General features: G+C 57.8%; 16 protein-coding genes and 2 tRNA genes. 2 read left to right on the top strand and 16 right to left on the bottom strand.

Translation table 11 applies throughout. From position 1 onward, the window contains the following. Nucleotides 1-51 precede the first annotated feature (51 nt). Nucleotides 52-519, top strand: a complete 468-nt coding sequence (locus OZ656_RS09325; protein ID WP_022991090.1) for a peroxiredoxin — start codon at nucleotides 52-54, stop codon at nucleotides 517-519. Between the two features lie 4 nt (nucleotides 520-523). Here OZ656_RS09325 and OZ656_RS09320 read toward each other — a convergent pair whose 3' ends face one another. Together OZ656_RS09320 and OZ656_RS09315 are read right to left on the bottom strand one after the other, a co-directional pair. Further along, a complete protein-coding gene (locus tag OZ656_RS09320; RefSeq protein ID WP_011785176.1) occupies nucleotides 524-1,600 on the bottom strand; it encodes an AI-2E family transporter in 1,077 nt (358 codons plus the stop codon). A gap of 15 nt (nucleotides 1,601-1,615) precedes the next feature. After that, a complete protein-coding gene (locus tag OZ656_RS09315) occupies nucleotides 1,616-1,843 on the bottom strand; it encodes a sulfurtransferase TusA family protein (RefSeq protein WP_011785177.1) in 228 nt (75 codons plus the stop codon). A 156-nt stretch (nucleotides 1,844-1,999) separates the two neighbouring features. Between OZ656_RS09315 and OZ656_RS09310 the strand changes: the two genes are divergently transcribed. After that, complete coding sequence (locus tag OZ656_RS09310) at nucleotides 2,000-3,472, top strand: M48 family metalloprotease (protein ID WP_226596223.1); 1,473 nt, start codon at nucleotides 2,000-2,002, stop codon at nucleotides 3,470-3,472. Nucleotides 3,473-3,489: 17 nt separating this feature from the next. Here the strand turns inward: OZ656_RS09310 and nadA are convergent, their stop codons facing one another. The 14 genes from nadA to aspS all read right to left on the bottom strand — a co-directional run bounded on the left by nadA (nucleotide 3,490) and on the right by aspS (nucleotide 14,746). Then, nucleotides 3,490-4,551, bottom strand: a complete 1,062-nt coding sequence (gene nadA / locus OZ656_RS09305; protein ID WP_011785179.1) for a quinolinate synthase NadA — start codon at nucleotides 4,549-4,551, stop codon at nucleotides 3,490-3,492. A gap of 191 nt (nucleotides 4,552-4,742) precedes the next feature. Then, nucleotides 4,743-4,818, bottom strand: a tRNA-Lys gene (locus OZ656_RS09300). 62 nt (nucleotides 4,819-4,880) lie between these two features. Continuing rightward, a tRNA-Lys gene (locus OZ656_RS09295) sits at nucleotides 4,881-4,956 on the bottom strand. 113 nt (nucleotides 4,957-5,069) lie between these two features. Next, nucleotides 5,070-5,846: a tol-pal system protein YbgF gene (gene ybgF / locus OZ656_RS09290; protein WP_278350717.1), complete on the bottom strand. Its 777-nt coding sequence runs from the start codon at nucleotides 5,844-5,846 to the stop codon at nucleotides 5,070-5,072. Between the two features lie 23 nt (nucleotides 5,847-5,869). After that, nucleotides 5,870-6,439, bottom strand: coding sequence for a peptidoglycan-associated lipoprotein Pal (gene pal, locus OZ656_RS09285; RefSeq protein ID WP_023010425.1), 570 nt, complete (start codon nucleotides 6,437-6,439; stop codon nucleotides 5,870-5,872). A 54-nt stretch (nucleotides 6,440-6,493) separates the two neighbouring features. Then, a complete protein-coding gene (gene tolB, locus OZ656_RS09280; RefSeq protein WP_278350718.1) occupies nucleotides 6,494-7,816 on the bottom strand; it encodes a Tol-Pal system beta propeller repeat protein TolB in 1,323 nt (440 codons plus the stop codon). Nucleotides 7,817-7,830: 14 nt separating this feature from the next. Then, a complete protein-coding gene (gene tolA, locus OZ656_RS09275) occupies nucleotides 7,831-8,802 on the bottom strand; it encodes a cell envelope integrity protein TolA (RefSeq protein ID WP_278350728.1) in 972 nt (323 codons plus the stop codon). A 75-nt stretch (nucleotides 8,803-8,877) separates the two neighbouring features. Continuing rightward, nucleotides 8,878-9,324: a protein TolR gene (gene tolR, locus OZ656_RS09270; RefSeq protein ID WP_011785184.1), complete on the bottom strand. Its 447-nt coding sequence runs from the start codon at nucleotides 9,322-9,324 to the stop codon at nucleotides 8,878-8,880. A 33-nt stretch (nucleotides 9,325-9,357) separates the two neighbouring features. Beyond that, complete coding sequence (tolQ, locus tag OZ656_RS09265) at nucleotides 9,358-10,047, bottom strand: protein TolQ (protein ID WP_011785185.1); 690 nt, start codon at nucleotides 10,045-10,047, stop codon at nucleotides 9,358-9,360. 38 nt (nucleotides 10,048-10,085) lie between these two features. Beyond that, complete coding sequence (ybgC, locus tag OZ656_RS09260; protein WP_011785186.1) at nucleotides 10,086-10,505, bottom strand: tol-pal system-associated acyl-CoA thioesterase; 420 nt, start codon at nucleotides 10,503-10,505, stop codon at nucleotides 10,086-10,088. After that, the gene (gene ruvB, locus OZ656_RS09255; RefSeq protein WP_278350719.1) at nucleotides 10,498-11,529 is read right to left on the bottom strand and encodes a Holliday junction branch migration DNA helicase RuvB; all 1,032 of its coding nucleotides are present in this window, start codon (nucleotides 11,527-11,529) and stop codon (nucleotides 10,498-10,500) included. The genes ybgC and ruvB overlap by 8 nt, the downstream gene beginning before the upstream one ends. A gap of 160 nt (nucleotides 11,530-11,689) precedes the next feature. Beyond that, nucleotides 11,690-12,319 (bottom strand): Holliday junction branch migration protein RuvA, encoded by a 630-nt coding sequence (gene ruvA, locus OZ656_RS09250; RefSeq protein WP_278350720.1) that lies wholly within the window; start codon nucleotides 12,317-12,319, stop codon nucleotides 11,690-11,692. A gap of 30 nt (nucleotides 12,320-12,349) precedes the next feature. After that, a complete protein-coding gene (gene ruvC, locus OZ656_RS09245; protein ID WP_011785189.1) occupies nucleotides 12,350-12,877 on the bottom strand; it encodes a crossover junction endodeoxyribonuclease RuvC in 528 nt (175 codons plus the stop codon). Between the two features lie 69 nt (nucleotides 12,878-12,946). Continuing rightward, nucleotides 12,947-14,746 carry an aspartate--tRNA ligase gene (aspS, locus tag OZ656_RS09240; protein ID WP_023010017.1) on the bottom strand — a complete coding sequence of 600 codons (1,800 nt, stop codon included), beginning with the start codon at nucleotides 14,744-14,746 and terminating at the stop codon, nucleotides 12,947-12,949. Nucleotides 14,747-14,775: the final 29 nt, after the last annotated feature.

Genomic DNA, 14,775 nt, shown 5'->3' with positions numbered 1-14,775 from the left:
GATATGGTAATGTTGGGCTCGAACTGACACAAGGGAATTAAAGGAGATGTCATGTCATCCGTAGCATTGAATCAACCCGTGCCAGAATTTCAGGCTGAGGCCACTGGCGATCAGACCGTTCGCCTGAGCGACCTGAAAGGCCGGAACATCGTTATTTATTTCTATCCGAAAGACAATACACCGGGCTGCACCACCGAGGGCCAGGACTTCCGGGACAGAATGGAAGCCTTCGCTGCCGAGGACACCGAGATATTCGGCGTCTCGCGGGATGGCCTGAAAGCCCATGATAACTTCCGGGCGAAATACAGCTTTCCGTTCCACCTGATTTCCGACAAGGACGAATCCCTGTGCAAGCTGTTCGACGTCATCAAGCTCAAGAAGCTTTATGGCAAGGAGCACCTTGGCATTGAACGCAGCACCTTCCTGATCGACAAGGAAGGCGTGCTGCGCAGGGAATGGCGCGGCGTCAAGGTCAAAGGGCACGCCGACGAGGTGCTGGAAGCCGTCAAGGCCCTTTAACGCCCTATTCCGCAATGGCTGGTGGCGGAGGCGACTCCTTCACCGGCCAGGCCGCGAAAACCGCTTTCAGCATCGTCGCCAGTGGAATCGCAAAAAACACGCCCCACAAGCCCCAGATTCCGCCAAAGAACAACACGGCAACAATAATCGCCACCGGGTGCAGGTTGTTCACTTCCGAGAACAGAATCGGTACCAGGACATTGCCATCAAGCGCCTGAATAATGCCGTAGATGACCATGACCCAGATAAAATGGCTGCCCCAGCCGAACGCAAACAGGCCGATCACTGCCACCGGAATGGTGACCACCGCAGCGCCAATGTAGGGAATCACCACGCTCAGCCCCACCAACAGGGAAAGCAATGCCGCATAGGGCATGCCGAGAAACTTGAAGGCGACATAGGTGACGCCACCCACTATCAGGATCTCCACCGCCTTGCCACGGACGTAGTTGGCACATTGCAGATTAACCTCGTGCCAGATGCGAACCATCATTGGTCGCTGCGGAGGTAGCAGGCGGGCAAATGAGTTCACCAGGACCCGACGGTCTTTCAGAAAGAAAAAGACCAGGATAGGCACCAGAACCATGTAGATCAGCAAGGCCACAAGGTCCGGAATGCTGGAGAGCGAGAAAGACACCAGCCATTGAGTCAGGTGCCCTACTTCGGCCGAGATCTGCTGATACATGGTATTCACAGATTCAGCAGAAACCAGATGCGGATATTGTTGCGGCAGAACCTCAAGATAGGACTGCAGCTCGCGGATGATCCGTGGCGCTTCGCCGGCAAGGGTACTCAGTTGGGTCCAGATCAACGGCAACAAGCCGAAGATAAAACCCACCAGCACGCCCAGGAACACGACAAACACGCCAATTACGGCGATCAGCTCAGGCACACCCATCCGGTTCAGTTTTGACACCAGGCCCTGCAGAATGAACGCGACAATCAGGGAAGCGATGGCCGGCGCCAGCATGGCCCCGAACCAGATAATAAAGACGGTGCCTGTCACCAGCAGCAAAAAAAGGATGACGGCTTCTTCGTCTGAAAAATACTTGTGGGCTAGACCGCGCAGAATTCTGACCATGAATGACTCCGGAAATTAACCGCCGCACTTTATCACGAAACGGTATTCCCCATTACTCTCCGATTGGCTGACAAGCGTATGGGCCGACAACGCCAGCCAGGCAGGTATGTCCCTCAGTGAGCCGGTATCCGTGGCGACAACCACCAATTCCTCCCCGGGCGTCATGGAGTTGAGCTCCAGCTTGGTTTTCAGCAGCGGCATGGGACAACGCAGGCCGCTGGCATCCAGGGTTCTGTCAGCCATAATCAGCATTTACCATTACGTTTCATACAGTAATCAGGCAGGCATTATGCCGCTGGTGTTACTCTATTGCATCACAAGAGTTGGTAATACTCCGGAGAACTTGCCGGCTGCCGCCTTGTCAAACGGGCAACACGAATTCGAGGCATCCTCAGACATATGAAGTACCAGAACGAAGGCCAACACCGCTCCCCCTGGGCCCTGATCGTTTTTCTGGCCCTCAGCATGGCGGTCACCAGCCCGGCCACACGCGCGCAGTCGTCAGACCTGCCAAGCATCGGCGGTAGCGGCGGCCTGATCTCCGGACAGATGGAAGCTGATATTGGCCAACAGGTTATGGCCTCCATTCGCCGTTCAGCCCCGCAACTTCAGGACCCACTGGTCTACGACTACCTGAGCGCGATCATTTATCGTCTGGTGCCGTCCGCACCGCTGGATAACCGCGACCTGAAACTGGTTCTGATTGACAGCCCGGCCATCAACGCTTTCGCCGTGCCCGGCGGCGTAGTAGGCGTCAATGGGGGCCTGTTTCTGAACGCCGCCACCGAACAACAGTTTGCCTCGGTCCTGGCCCACGAACTGGCCCACCTCAGCCAGCGCCATTTTGCTCGCCGAATGCAGCAACAGGAAACCAGCGCTCCGTTAACCCTGGCCGGCATGATCGCCGGTATCGTGCTTTCTGCGGTTACCCAGTCAGACATTGGCATTGCCGCCATCGCCGGCACCCAGGCCATGGCGGTGCAGAACATGCTGGCCTACAGCCGCTCCCACGAACAGGAAGCCGACCGGGTTGGCATGGACATCCTGGCCAGTGCCGGCATGGACCCGAGAGGCATGCCCGAGATGTTCGAAATCATGATGAGACAGAACCGCCTGCAGGGAAATCGCCTGCCGGAATACCTTTCCACTCACCCGCTGACCCAGAACCGGGTTGCCGACACCCGCAACCGGGCCGAACAATACCCTGATACCCGGGTGCAGGACGGACAGGAATATCACCTGGTTCGCAGCCGCCTGCAGGTGCATTACAGCGAATCTCCCGAAACGGCGATAGAAACGTTCGAGGCTTACCTTGCCCGGGAAGACGCCCAGCGCAACGATGCCATCCGTTACGGCCTGGCGGTGGCTTATCAGGAAAGCCGACGCTACGACAAGGCCGAACCATTAATGCGGGAATTACTGAAAGCCAACCCCGGGCGCATCACGTTCCAGGTGTCACTGGCGGAAGTTCTGCTCAGCCAGAAACGGTATGCCGACGCCAGAGCGCTTATGCAGGAGGCACTGGCGCGCAATCCCGGCAACTATCCCATCACATCCACGCTGGCGGCCATAGAGATTGCCGATGGTAACGGGGCCGCTGCTGCCGACTACCTGAGGGAGCTGACTCGCCGCCTTCCCAGCCAGGAGCAACTGTGGCTGAGACTGGCCGAAGCCGAAGGTATGGCGCGAAATATTGTCGGCGTACACCGGGCGAGAGCGGAATACGATGTACTGATGGGCGATCTGAAATCAGCACAGCGGCAATTGCGCCAGGCTCAGGAGAAACTGCCGGCCGGCTCCGCCGAACGCCAGGTGGTGAGTGAGCGCCTTGGTGAGCTGACTAACCGACTTCAGGCGCGCGAAGCCGGTTAGGAATAACCCCGAAGCCTTCAGGCGTTGCCGGCAGCCTTGAGGTTCATGTTGGCGGTGAAGTCCAGCATCCGGCGCAGCGGGCGCAGCGCGTCTTCTCGCAGCTCGTCATCCACATGCACTTCCTGGTCGCCATGCTCGAGCACGTGCAGCAGATTCTCCAGACCGTTCATGGCCATCCAGGGACAATGGGCACAGCTTCGGCAGGTTGCGCCGTTGCCCGCGGTGGGCGCTTCAATCAACGTTTTGTTGGGCGCCAGCTGTTGCATCTTGTAGAAAATGCCGTTGTCGGTTGCAACGATAAACTCTTCGTTCGGAAGCGTTTGCACCGCATGAATCAGTTGCGAGGTTGAACCGACCACATCCGCCATCTGTACCACCGCATCGGGTGACTCCGGGTGCACCAGGATTGCTGCATCCGGGTACAGAGCCTTGAGGTCTTCCAGGCCACGGTACTTGAATTCCTCGTGCACGATGCAGGAGCCGTCCCACAGCAGAACGTCTGCGCCTGTGGTTTTCTGTACATAGCCGCCCAGGTGTTTGTCTGGCGCCCACAGGATTTTTTCACCTTTGGCGTCCAGATGCTCAACAATGGCCTGGGCGCAACTGGAGGTGACCACCCAATCGGCCCGGGCTTTCACCGCAGCCGAGGTGTTGGCATAAACCACGACGGTGCGATCCGGGTGCTGATCACAGAACTCGGAGAACTCGTCTGCCGGGCAACCAACATCAAGCGAGCAAGTTGCCTCCAAAGTCGGCATCAGAACCTTTTTCTCCGGATTCAGAATCTTTGCCGTCTCTCCCATGAAACGAACGCCGGCAACGACAACGGTGGAGGCCGGGTGTTGGTTACCGAAGCGCGCCATTTCCAGGGAATCCGCCACACAACCACCGGTCTCTTCTGCCAGCCGCTGGATGTCCGGGTCGGTGTAATAATGCGCTACCAGAACGGCATCCTTCTCCTTCAGAGCCACCTTGATCCTGGCCTCGAGATCAGCTTTCTCTGAGGCGCTCAGGGGCTTGGGCTCCGCCTGATGGGCGAGATGTTCCTGAACCAGAATGCGGTCTTGCGCTTTAGTCATCACTTATTCTCTGATTGACGTTAACGGCCAGAGTATATCACTTCTGCCTTTGGTTTCATGATCCTGCAATGTGGGTATGCCAGGTTGCAGGATAGCGTCCGTCCTGTGGGTATAGGTGGGTTCTTGCGGGCAAAAAAAAAGAGCCTTTCGGCTCTTTTTTCCGCAAACCCCGTGGTGACGGCTTGCCTTGTTGGTGGGTCGTGAAGGATTCGAACCTTCGACCAATTGGTTAAAAGCCAACTGCTCTACCAACTGAGCTAACGACCCCTAACTGGCTGTGCTGGCTTTTCATCCAGCGAACGCGCGGCCAAAACCTCGCACTCTGAATTTGGTGGGTCGTGAAGGATTCGAACCTTCGACCAATTGGTTAAAAGCCAACTGCTCTACCAACTGAGCTAACGACCCAAACGAGGCGCACATATTACTGATATTTTTTTGGTGATCAACCCCTTTTTTTCATGGTCGACCAACTTTTTTCAATGACCGATCAAGATCCGTGCAAGTTGACCAGATACCGATCAACCCTGGGCGGAATCAAGATACTTCTTCGCCAACTCTGCCGCCCCTGAATCGGGGTACTGCTCGACCACGGAGGTCATCCGACGCCGTGCCTCGTCTTTTTCGCCAAGGCGATCCAGAGTCACCCCCAGCTTGTACACAGCGTCCGGCGCCTTGCGATGATCACTATAGCGCGTCGCAACGATGGTAAAAGCCTGACGGGCCTGCTCCAACTGGGGTTTCGCCAGATAGACTTCACCAAGCCAGTAATAGGCATTAACGGTGAGGTCGCCCTCGGGATAGGTATCCACAAACTCGTACAGGCGGGTTATCGCCGTGTCGTAGTCTTTCTTGTTGCGGATAAGGTCGATAATGTCGTTATAGGTTTTCTGCTCTTCCGGTTCCGGCGAACGATACACCCGGGTCGGCTTCAGTCTTCCACTGTCTGCTGAAGCTCCCGCTGCAGCCGACTGCTGTGCAGCACTGGCCCCGGACTCGACGGCCTTGGACAGCTCCAGTATCCGCTGATCCAGATCCACATAGCGGTCCCTGCCCTGCTGTTGCAGGCGACCAATCTGGTGCTGCTGTTCTTCAACCTGGCCACGCAGGTCTCGAACTTCGCGCTGCAGTTGCTGAATCATGTAGAACAGCTCTGCCGTGGCCTGGTTGTTGCCGGCCTTACGCTGGGCCTCGGAGCTGTTGTTCTGGAATGCGGGTGTGGACGACTGTGCATGGGCGACTCCCGCCAGGCCAAGGCCCAGCGGGATCAGCACGGCCGCCATGAGGTGTTTTCTCATGGATACGTCCGTCTAGGTCGGTTTTACTGGAATACCAGCTCTACGCGACGGTTCTGTGCCCAGGCACTTTCAGTGGAACCACGCACGGCCGGCTTTTCTTCACCATAGCTTACGGTTTCAATCTGGCCACGGGAAGCGCCGTTTACAATCAGGAAGCGCTGTACGGCGTTCGCGCGGCGCTCACCCAGAGCCAGGTTGTATTCCTTGGTACCACGCTCGTCAGCATGACCTTCCAGGCGTACCTGCTGACGCGGGTTGTCCGCCAGGTAGCGAGCGTGGGCAACCAGCACGTCACGGGCGTCCGGCTTGATTTCGGACGTATCGAAATCGAAGTAGAAGGTGGTAATGTCACGCAGGGCTTCCTGCTCGGCTTGCTCCTGAGCGGCCCGACGCTCGTCATCAGTCAGCTCGGAGGCGGAAACGCCGGAGCCATCCGCACCACCGTAAACGGTAGAACCGCCATCCTGATCAATCGCGGCCACGTCAGAACCGTAAGTACCCTCTTCCATGTTTTCACCGGTGGAGCTACAACCAGCAACCAGGCCGGCGGACAGGAGCATGGCAAACGCTTTTGCAGAGAAAGACATCTTCATCACGTTATTTCCTCTTTTCAGGTCTTCGTTGAATTAATTCAGTTCAGTGCATTTTCAGCGGGTAACCGGCCCCCAGGCCGGCTCCCGCACTTCGCCCTCAGAGGCCGGCAGGCTATACGCCGCGCCTCCGTCTGCGGATACCACGGTCAGTACGCCTTCCCCATTCTGACGGGTTGCGTAGATCAGCAACCTGCCATTGGGAGCCACACTGGGTGATTCGTCGGAACCGGTTCGGGTAATAACCGTCTCTTCGCCGGTCTCCAGATTGGTTCTGGCGATATGGAAGGCGCTATCGCGCTGATGAACGTAATAGACATAGTCACCCGTGGGGCTCGGTCGCGGCCTGGCGTTGTAGCGACTGCCAAAGGTAATTCGACGCGGCTCAGCCCCCGGGCGTTCCATGTGATAGATCTGCGGCCCACCGGAGCGATCAGAGGTAAAGTAGATACCCCGGTCGGCATGGTCCCATGCGGCTTCGGTATCAATCGCCCAATGGTCGGTCAACCGCGTCAGGTTGCGGCTGGCAAGATCCATTCGGTAGATCTCGGCGTTGCCGTCGCGAGAGAGCGTCATCAACAGCGAACGGCCATCGGCTGACCAGACCGGTGCCGAGTTCAGCCCCGGGAAGTCAGCGACCTTCTGGCGCTCACCGGTAGCCAGTTCATGGATAAAAATAACCGGTTTGCCCGTCTCAAAGGAAACATAGGCCAGTTTCTTTCCATCCGGCGACCAGGCCGGTGACAGAATGGGCTCCCGGCTTTCCAGCCGGACTTTGGAGCGCTTACCATCCACATCGCTGACCTGAAGCCGGTAACGGGTCTGATCGCCCTCACCAGACACGGTGATGTACGCCAGCTTGGTGGAGAATACACCGGGAGCTCCGGTAATAGCCTCATATACCCGGTCACTGATGTGGTGGCCCAGCGACCGCAGGTTAGAGGCAGGAACTGCCGCCGTTTCACCAAGAATCCGCTTCTCCTGGTTAACATCAAACAACTCGTAGCGGGCCTGAATCCGATCACCATTGCGGGTCAGCTGCCCCACCAGCACATAGCGCTGCCCCAGCATGCGCCAGTCCCGGAAATACACCTCGGAGCGCTCAGAGGGAAGGCTCAGCATTTTTGATGGTTCTAGCGGACGAAACTCACCACTCATGGTCAGATCTGCCTGCACGATACCGCCCACCTTGTCCCCGGCGGGCATACTGCCACTCTCTGCGAACGGTACAACGGCAATCGGAATGGCCGACCCCGCACCTTCGGTAATGCGGATCAACAGTTCCGCCCGGGCGCCCAGGGATGCCGTCAAAAACAGCACCAGGCAGGCAATAACCGGTGTCTTCAGAAAGCTACCAGAGCAACGGGATCTGCTTTTCATAAACATTATCAACCTCACCGCAGTCTTTGCGGGTTGAATTCAATCATGAACTGGCGGAAATAACGCTCAAACGTGTCACGATTATCCGGAATGGGATAGCGGTTCAATGATCGGACCGCACTCAGGGCCGAGTTATCAAACGCAGTGTTGCCACTGCTACCGACCAACTTCACACTGGCCAGTTCACCAGTGGGCAACAGTGTGATCTGCAACCTCGCCGTCATGTTTTCATTCGCTGAGGACGGCGGATACCACGCCTGCTTTAACCGCTCGCGAATCAACGCCTGGTATTTATCACTCTCGCTCTGCATCTGCGCTTCTCTTGCACGCGCTGCCGCGGCTTCCTGCTGGCGGCGGGCTTCCGCTTCACGCTCCTGCCTGGCCTGATCCGCCAGCGCTTCCAGCTGCTGTTCACGCAGGCGCCTCTCAGCCTCAAGACGTTTCCGCTCTGCCTCTTTGCGAGCTTCCTCTTCGCGGCGCTGTCGTTCAGCCTCTTCTTTCTTTCGCTGCTCTTCCTGTCGGCGTTTTTCTTCCTCGGCCCGGCGTTTGGCCTCTTCTTGCCGCTTGCGCTCTTCCTCAGCTTTCTGCCGTTCACGCTCTTTGGCTTCGGCTTCCGCTTTCTGGCGCGCCGCTTCACGCTCTCTGGCTTGCTTCTCTGCCAGCTCCTTAGCCTGCGCCTCTTGCTGACGACGCTCTTCTTCGCGCCTGCGAGCTTCTTCCTGAGCCTTCCGTTCCGCCTCCTGCCGGGCTTTTTCTTCAGCCCGGCGCTGGCGTTCAGCTTCTTCCTGCTCGCGCGCCTGTGCCTGCTTGCGCTCCTGCTCTTTATCCGCCTCGTCCTGCTCTTCCACCACCGGTGTCGGCCTTGGTTCAGGACTGATCAGCCGGGCCGAAATACTTCTGGGCTCCGGTTCTGGTGGCGTATTCCACGACCACCCGGCCAGAGCAATACCGAACACCAGCAGGTGCAGCCCTACCGAGACCGCCACCGGCGATTTCAGAGGTGCTTTTCCGGTACTGACGATGTCCCGCTTGTGGCCCTTCAAAATGTCACCATCATCCAATTACTGATTATCATTGGGCGCGTCGGTAATCAGGCCAATCCCGGTGGCCCCGGCAGCCTGAAGCTCAGCCATCAGGCGCACCACCACACCGTAGTCCACGTACTCATCGCCCCGGACGAGCACTTCACCGTTGCTCCGTTGGGACAGAATCTTTGCCACCTGGTTGCGCACCTCGTCCAGCGCCATCGGCTCGCTGGCGTCGTCACCCACTTCCAGGTAGTAGGCGCCATTGCTATCGACAGACACGGTGATGGACTCCACGTCTTTGTCCTGCTGAATCGGATCGGAGGTTGTCTCCGGCAGATCCACCTTCACGCCCTGGGTGAGCATCGGTGCCGTCACCATGAAGATCACCAGAAGCACCAGCATCACATCGATGTAGGGGACTACGTTGATCTCAGACATCGGCTTGCGCCGTTGCTGAGGCATCATTCCCATACCTTTCATCTCGCTACACTCCTGTTACCGCCAGATGGCAACTTATGCTGCGGCCTGATCGCTGTTGTGGACCCGGCGATGCAGAATGCTGGAAAACTCTTCCGCAAAGGTTTCATAGTTCTTCAGCAAGGCGTCTGACATGGCCGAGAACCGGTTATAGGCAATGACCGCAGGGATGGCCGCGAACAGGCCCATCGCCGTGGCAATCAACGCCTCAGAGATACCCGGCGCCACCGTGGCCAGCGTGGCCTGCTGCACCTGGGCCAGCCCGCGGAAGGAGTTCATGATGCCCCACACGGTACCGAACAGGCCAACGTAGGGACTGGTGGAACCGACCGTCGCCAGGAACGGCAGATGGGTTTCCAGGCGCTCCTGCTCCCGGGAAAAAGCCACGCGCATGGCTCTTTGGGTACCTTCCATCACGGCGTCGGCATCCCGGCTCTGCTGACGAAGGCGGGAGAACTCTTTGAACCCTGCCCGGAAAACAGACTCCATACCGGAAAACGGCGTTGGCTCCGCACTCACTTCTTTGTAGAGCTGGCCCAGATCCATGCCGGACCAGAACCGGTCCTCAAATTCCAGCTGAGCCTGACGGGCTTTCCGGAAGACCTGCAGGCGCTGGAAAATCAGTGCCCAGGAGACGACCGATGCCAGCATCAGCAACAGCATGACCAACTGCACCAAAATCCCTGCATTCGCAATCAGATGCCAGACTGACAGTTCCGTTTCCACTGTTCACTCCCAAGTAGTTTTGTAAATCTTTCAACAAATTATACGAAATTCTTAAGAATTTCCTGCATATTTTCCGGAAGACGCCGGGGTTTGCCGGTATCCAGTGCAACACAGGCCACACGAACGTCTGCATCACACAGCAACTGCCGATCATCCGCGCGATACACGCATTGCCGAAAGCCCATCCAGACCCGGGATGCCGCTTTCAGCTCAGCCGTAACCAGCAACTGATCATCCAGCTTCGCGGGCATCCGGAAGTGCAGATTCATCTTTTGCACCACGTAACTGATGTTGTGCTCCAGCCCCGCACGAAGCCCAACACCCTGGCTACGGACCCACTCCGTTCTGGCACGCTCCATGTAGTGCAGATATTTGGCATGAAAAACAATGCCACCGGCATCTGTATCTTCTATGTAGACCCGAACCGGCAATTCAAAGCTGGCAGAGGGATCACTCAAACAGGTCGTCCTCCCGGCCGGACTTTGGCGGCACCACCCCGAAATGCTGGTACGCGCTCGAGGTCACCATACGCCCTCTTGGTGTCCGCACCATGTACCCCTGCTGAATCAGGAATGGCTCCAGTACGTCCTCAATGGTACCCCGCTCCTCACTGATTGCTGCCGCCAGACTCTCCACACCCACCGGGCCACCATCAAACTTCTCGATCATGGCCAGCAACAGGCGACGGTCCATGTGGTCAAAGCCCTGGCTGTCCACTTTCAGCATGTTCAGTGCCTGGTCGGCAATATCCGCCGTGATATGGCCATTGGAGCGCACTTCCGCAAAATCCCTGACCCGGCGCAGCAGCCGGTTGGCAATCCTCGGGGTCCCCCGGGACCGGCGGGCAATCTCGAACGCCCCTGCCTCGTCGATTTCCACCGACGACAGCCGGGCCGAACGGGTAATAATATGGGTGAGGTCCTGGTGATTATAGAACTCCAGGCGCTGGACAATGCCGAACCGGTCTCTCAGCGGCGACGTCAGCAGACCAGCACGGGTGGTTGCCCCTACCAGCGTAAACGGCGGCAGATCCAGCTTGATAGACCGTGCAGCCGGCCCTTCACCAATCATGATATCCAGCTGATAGTCTTCCATGGCCGGATAGAGCACTTCCTCCACCGCCGCACTCAGGCGATGGATCTCGTCGATAAACAGGACGTCACCTTCCTCGAGGTTGGTGAGCATGGCAGCCAGGTCTCCGGCCTTTTCCAGTACCGGGCCGGACGTCGTCTTGATCGAGACACCCATCTCATTGGCAATGATGTTGGCCAGAGTGGTTTTACCAAGCCCGGGAGGGCCGAAAATCAGCACATGATCCAGCGCTTCCTGGCGGCCCCGGGCAGCGGAGATAAAAATCTCCATCTGTTCGCGTACCGTAGGCTGGCCCACATACTCGGAAAGCAACGTCGGACGGATGGCCCGATCATGCACTTCCTCATATTCTCCGGCCTTGGCCGATATCAATCGGTCCGATTCAATCATGGCATTATCCGCTTGCTGGGAATAAACAACATGCCCGCTGGCTCACCCTGTAAGTCAGGTTGCACCAATTGTACAAAGGGGCGCTTGTGAGTCACGTTACGCTCTATACACATTGGTGTCATGGTTCTGTGGCCTTAGCCGACACAAAAACGCCGGGTTGTTACCCGGCGGGAATCATATTCTTCAGGGCCAGACGTATCAGCGTTTCGCTGTTCATCTCCGGGCCGGCCACCTTGCTGATCGCCTTGGCCGCCTCCTGGGGCTTGTAGCCAAGGGCAATCAATGCGGCCTCCGCCTCCTCACGTGGGTCAGGCCCAGCCTGACTCGCCGTAGCCTGCCCGGCTCCAGTCGGCACATCGGGCTGAGACGGGACGAACTGCCCTTCCAGCTGCCCTATCCTGTCGGCCATTTCAATCAACAGCCTCTCGGCCGTTTTTTTGCCGACACCGGGCAGTTTGACCAGCGAATTCGCGTCCCGAGCCTCGACACAGCGGATGAATTGCTGTGCATCCAGGCCCGACAGAATGCCCACCGCAAGTTTGGGGCCAACACCGTTAACCTTGATCAGCAGCCGGAACAGATTTCGATCCAGACGGGAGGCAAAACCATAAAGGCTCTGGGCGTCTTCACGAACGGCGAAATGGGTATGAAGGGTCACTTCCTGCCCGGTCTCGGGCAGATGAAAAAACGTGGTGTAGGGAATGTCAATTTCGTAACCCAGGCCGGAACATTCCACCAGCGCCTGCCCGGGAGACTTTTCAATCAGCATTCCTCGGATTCGACCAATCAAACGGGCTCTCCTGTCGCGGCAAACCGCCGCTTATGGTTGGCGTACGCGGCCGCTTCTGACCTTACCTCCGGTCCTGGCCATACGTAATACACTCTGGTTCATATGGGCATGGCAGAGGGCAATGGCCAGGGCATCGGCGGCATCCGCCTGTGGTTTTCGGGACAGCCCCAGAAGCGCCTGCACCATGTGCTGCACCTGGGATTTATCCGCTCCACCAGTACCCACCACCGCCTGCTTCACCTGCCGGGCAGAATACTCATGAACTGCCAGGCCGCTGTTGGCGGCACTGACGATTGCAGCTCCCCTTGCCTGACCGAGCTTCAGGGCCGAGTCAGGGTTGCGCGCCATGAACACCTGCTCAATAGCGAACTCCTCCGGGCGATATTCGCCAATCAGCACGGCGAGACTGTGGAAAATAGTCTGCAGCCTCTCCGCCATTGGCTTTTCACCTACTCGGATGCAGCCACTGTCGAGGTACTCAAGAAGCCGGCCTTCAGAACGAATAAGACCGTAACCGGTGATGCGGGAGCCGGGGTCTACCCCCAGGATGATTGCCATCCGCCTGCCCTCGGAAGTGAGAGAGTCTGGCCGTGCCGGAGATGGCGCGCCACCTCCGGCATCGTGCCTTTACTCTTTATTTTCTGCCTTGTTGCCTTCAACGGCTTTAGCAGAACGGCGCAGACGAATATGCAGCTCCTTCAGCTGCTTCTCGTCTACCTCGCCCGGCGCCTGAGTCATCAGACAGGTGGCGCTCTGGGTTTTCGGGAAAGCGATGACGTCGCGGATTGACGAAGAACCGGTCATCAGCATCACCAGACGATCCAGACCAAAGGCCAGACCACCGTGAGGCGGGCAACCAAATTTCAGGGCATCCAGCAGGAAGCCAAACTTGGCACGAGCCTCTTCCTCTCCGATACCCAGGATACGGAACACCGCTTCCTGCATTTTCTCGTCGTGGATACGGATAGAACCACCGCCCAGCTCGGTACCATTGAGCACCATGTCATAGGCACGGGACAAGGCGTTCGCCGGGTCTGCTGCCAGATCTTCCGGACTGCAGGACGGCGCCGTGAACGGGTGGTGAATGGCGGTCAGATTGCCATCCGGCAGCTCCTCGAACATCGGGAAGTCTACAACCCACATTGGTGCCCACTCGCAGGTAAGCATATTGAGGTCGTGTCCTACCTTGATACGCAGGGCGCCCAGGGCTTCATTCACGACGGTAGCCTTATCAGCGCCGAAGAAGACGATATCGCCATCTTCCGCACCTACGCGCTCCATGATGGCCAGCGCAACGTCGTCACCCAGGAATTTCACGATTGGCGACTGCAGGCCTTCGGCACCCTTGGCCAGTTCGTTTACCTTGATGTAGGCCAGGCCCTTGGCACCGTAGATACCAACAAACTTGGTGTAGTCATCAATCTGTTTACGGGTCAGCTCGGCACCCTTGGGCACGCGAAGGGCGGCGACACGGCCTTTCGGATCTTTGGCGGGACCAGCGAACACCTTGAAGTCCACGCTTTCCACCAGATCACCCACATCCTGAAGTTCCAGAGGGATACGAAGGTCCGGCTTGTCGCTGCCGTAACGCTGCATGGCTTCAGAATACGGCATGCGCGGAAACTCCGGCAGCTCAACATCCAGCACATCCTTGAACAGGGAACGAATCATTTCCTCGTTCAGGCCCATCAGGGTTTCTTCATCAATGAAAGAAGCCTCGATGTCCACCTGGGTAAACTCGGGCTGACGATCGGCACGCAGATCTTCATCGCGGAAACACTTGGCAATCTGGTAGTAGCGATCTACACCAGACACCATCAGCAACTGTTTGAACAGCTGCGGCGACTGTGGCAGAGCGAAGAAGGAACCCTCGTGGGTACGGCTCGGTACCAGGTAGTCACGGGCACCTTCCGGGGTGGCACGGGTCAGGATCGGGGTTTCCACATCCATGAATCCGCGGCTGTCCAGGAAGTTCCGGATGTAACTGGTCACACGGGAACGGAACCGCAGACGGTTGATCATCTCCGGGCGACGCAGATCTACGAAACGGTACCGCAGGCGAACATCCTCGCCCACGTCGACGTGCTCATCCAGCGGGAACGGCGGGGTGGCGGCTGCGTTCAGAATGACCAGCTCTTTGCCCAACAGCTCGACCTGGCCAGTGGGCATGTTGTTGTTCTCGGTACCCGCGGGGCGACGACGAACGCGGCCGGTCACCTTGATAACAAATTCGCTGCGGACTTTCTCCGCCAGAGCAAAACTTTCAGGGGTGTCCGGATCGACCACAACCTGAGACATGCCATCCCGATCTCGCAGATCCAGAAAGATGACCCCACCGTGGTCACGGCGGCGGTGTACCCATCCGCAGAGTGTGACTTCCTGATCGATGTGAGATTCGTTAATCCCACCGCAATAATGGCTGCGCATATCGGTTCCCGTTCGTTCTGAATGTGTTC

It is taken from the genome of Marinobacter sp. LM1 (assembly GCF_042763285.1).
Lineage (GTDB): Bacteria > Pseudomonadota > Gammaproteobacteria > Pseudomonadales > Oleiphilaceae > Marinobacter > Marinobacter nauticus.
This window is presented reverse-complemented; position numbering and strand designations above follow the sequence as displayed.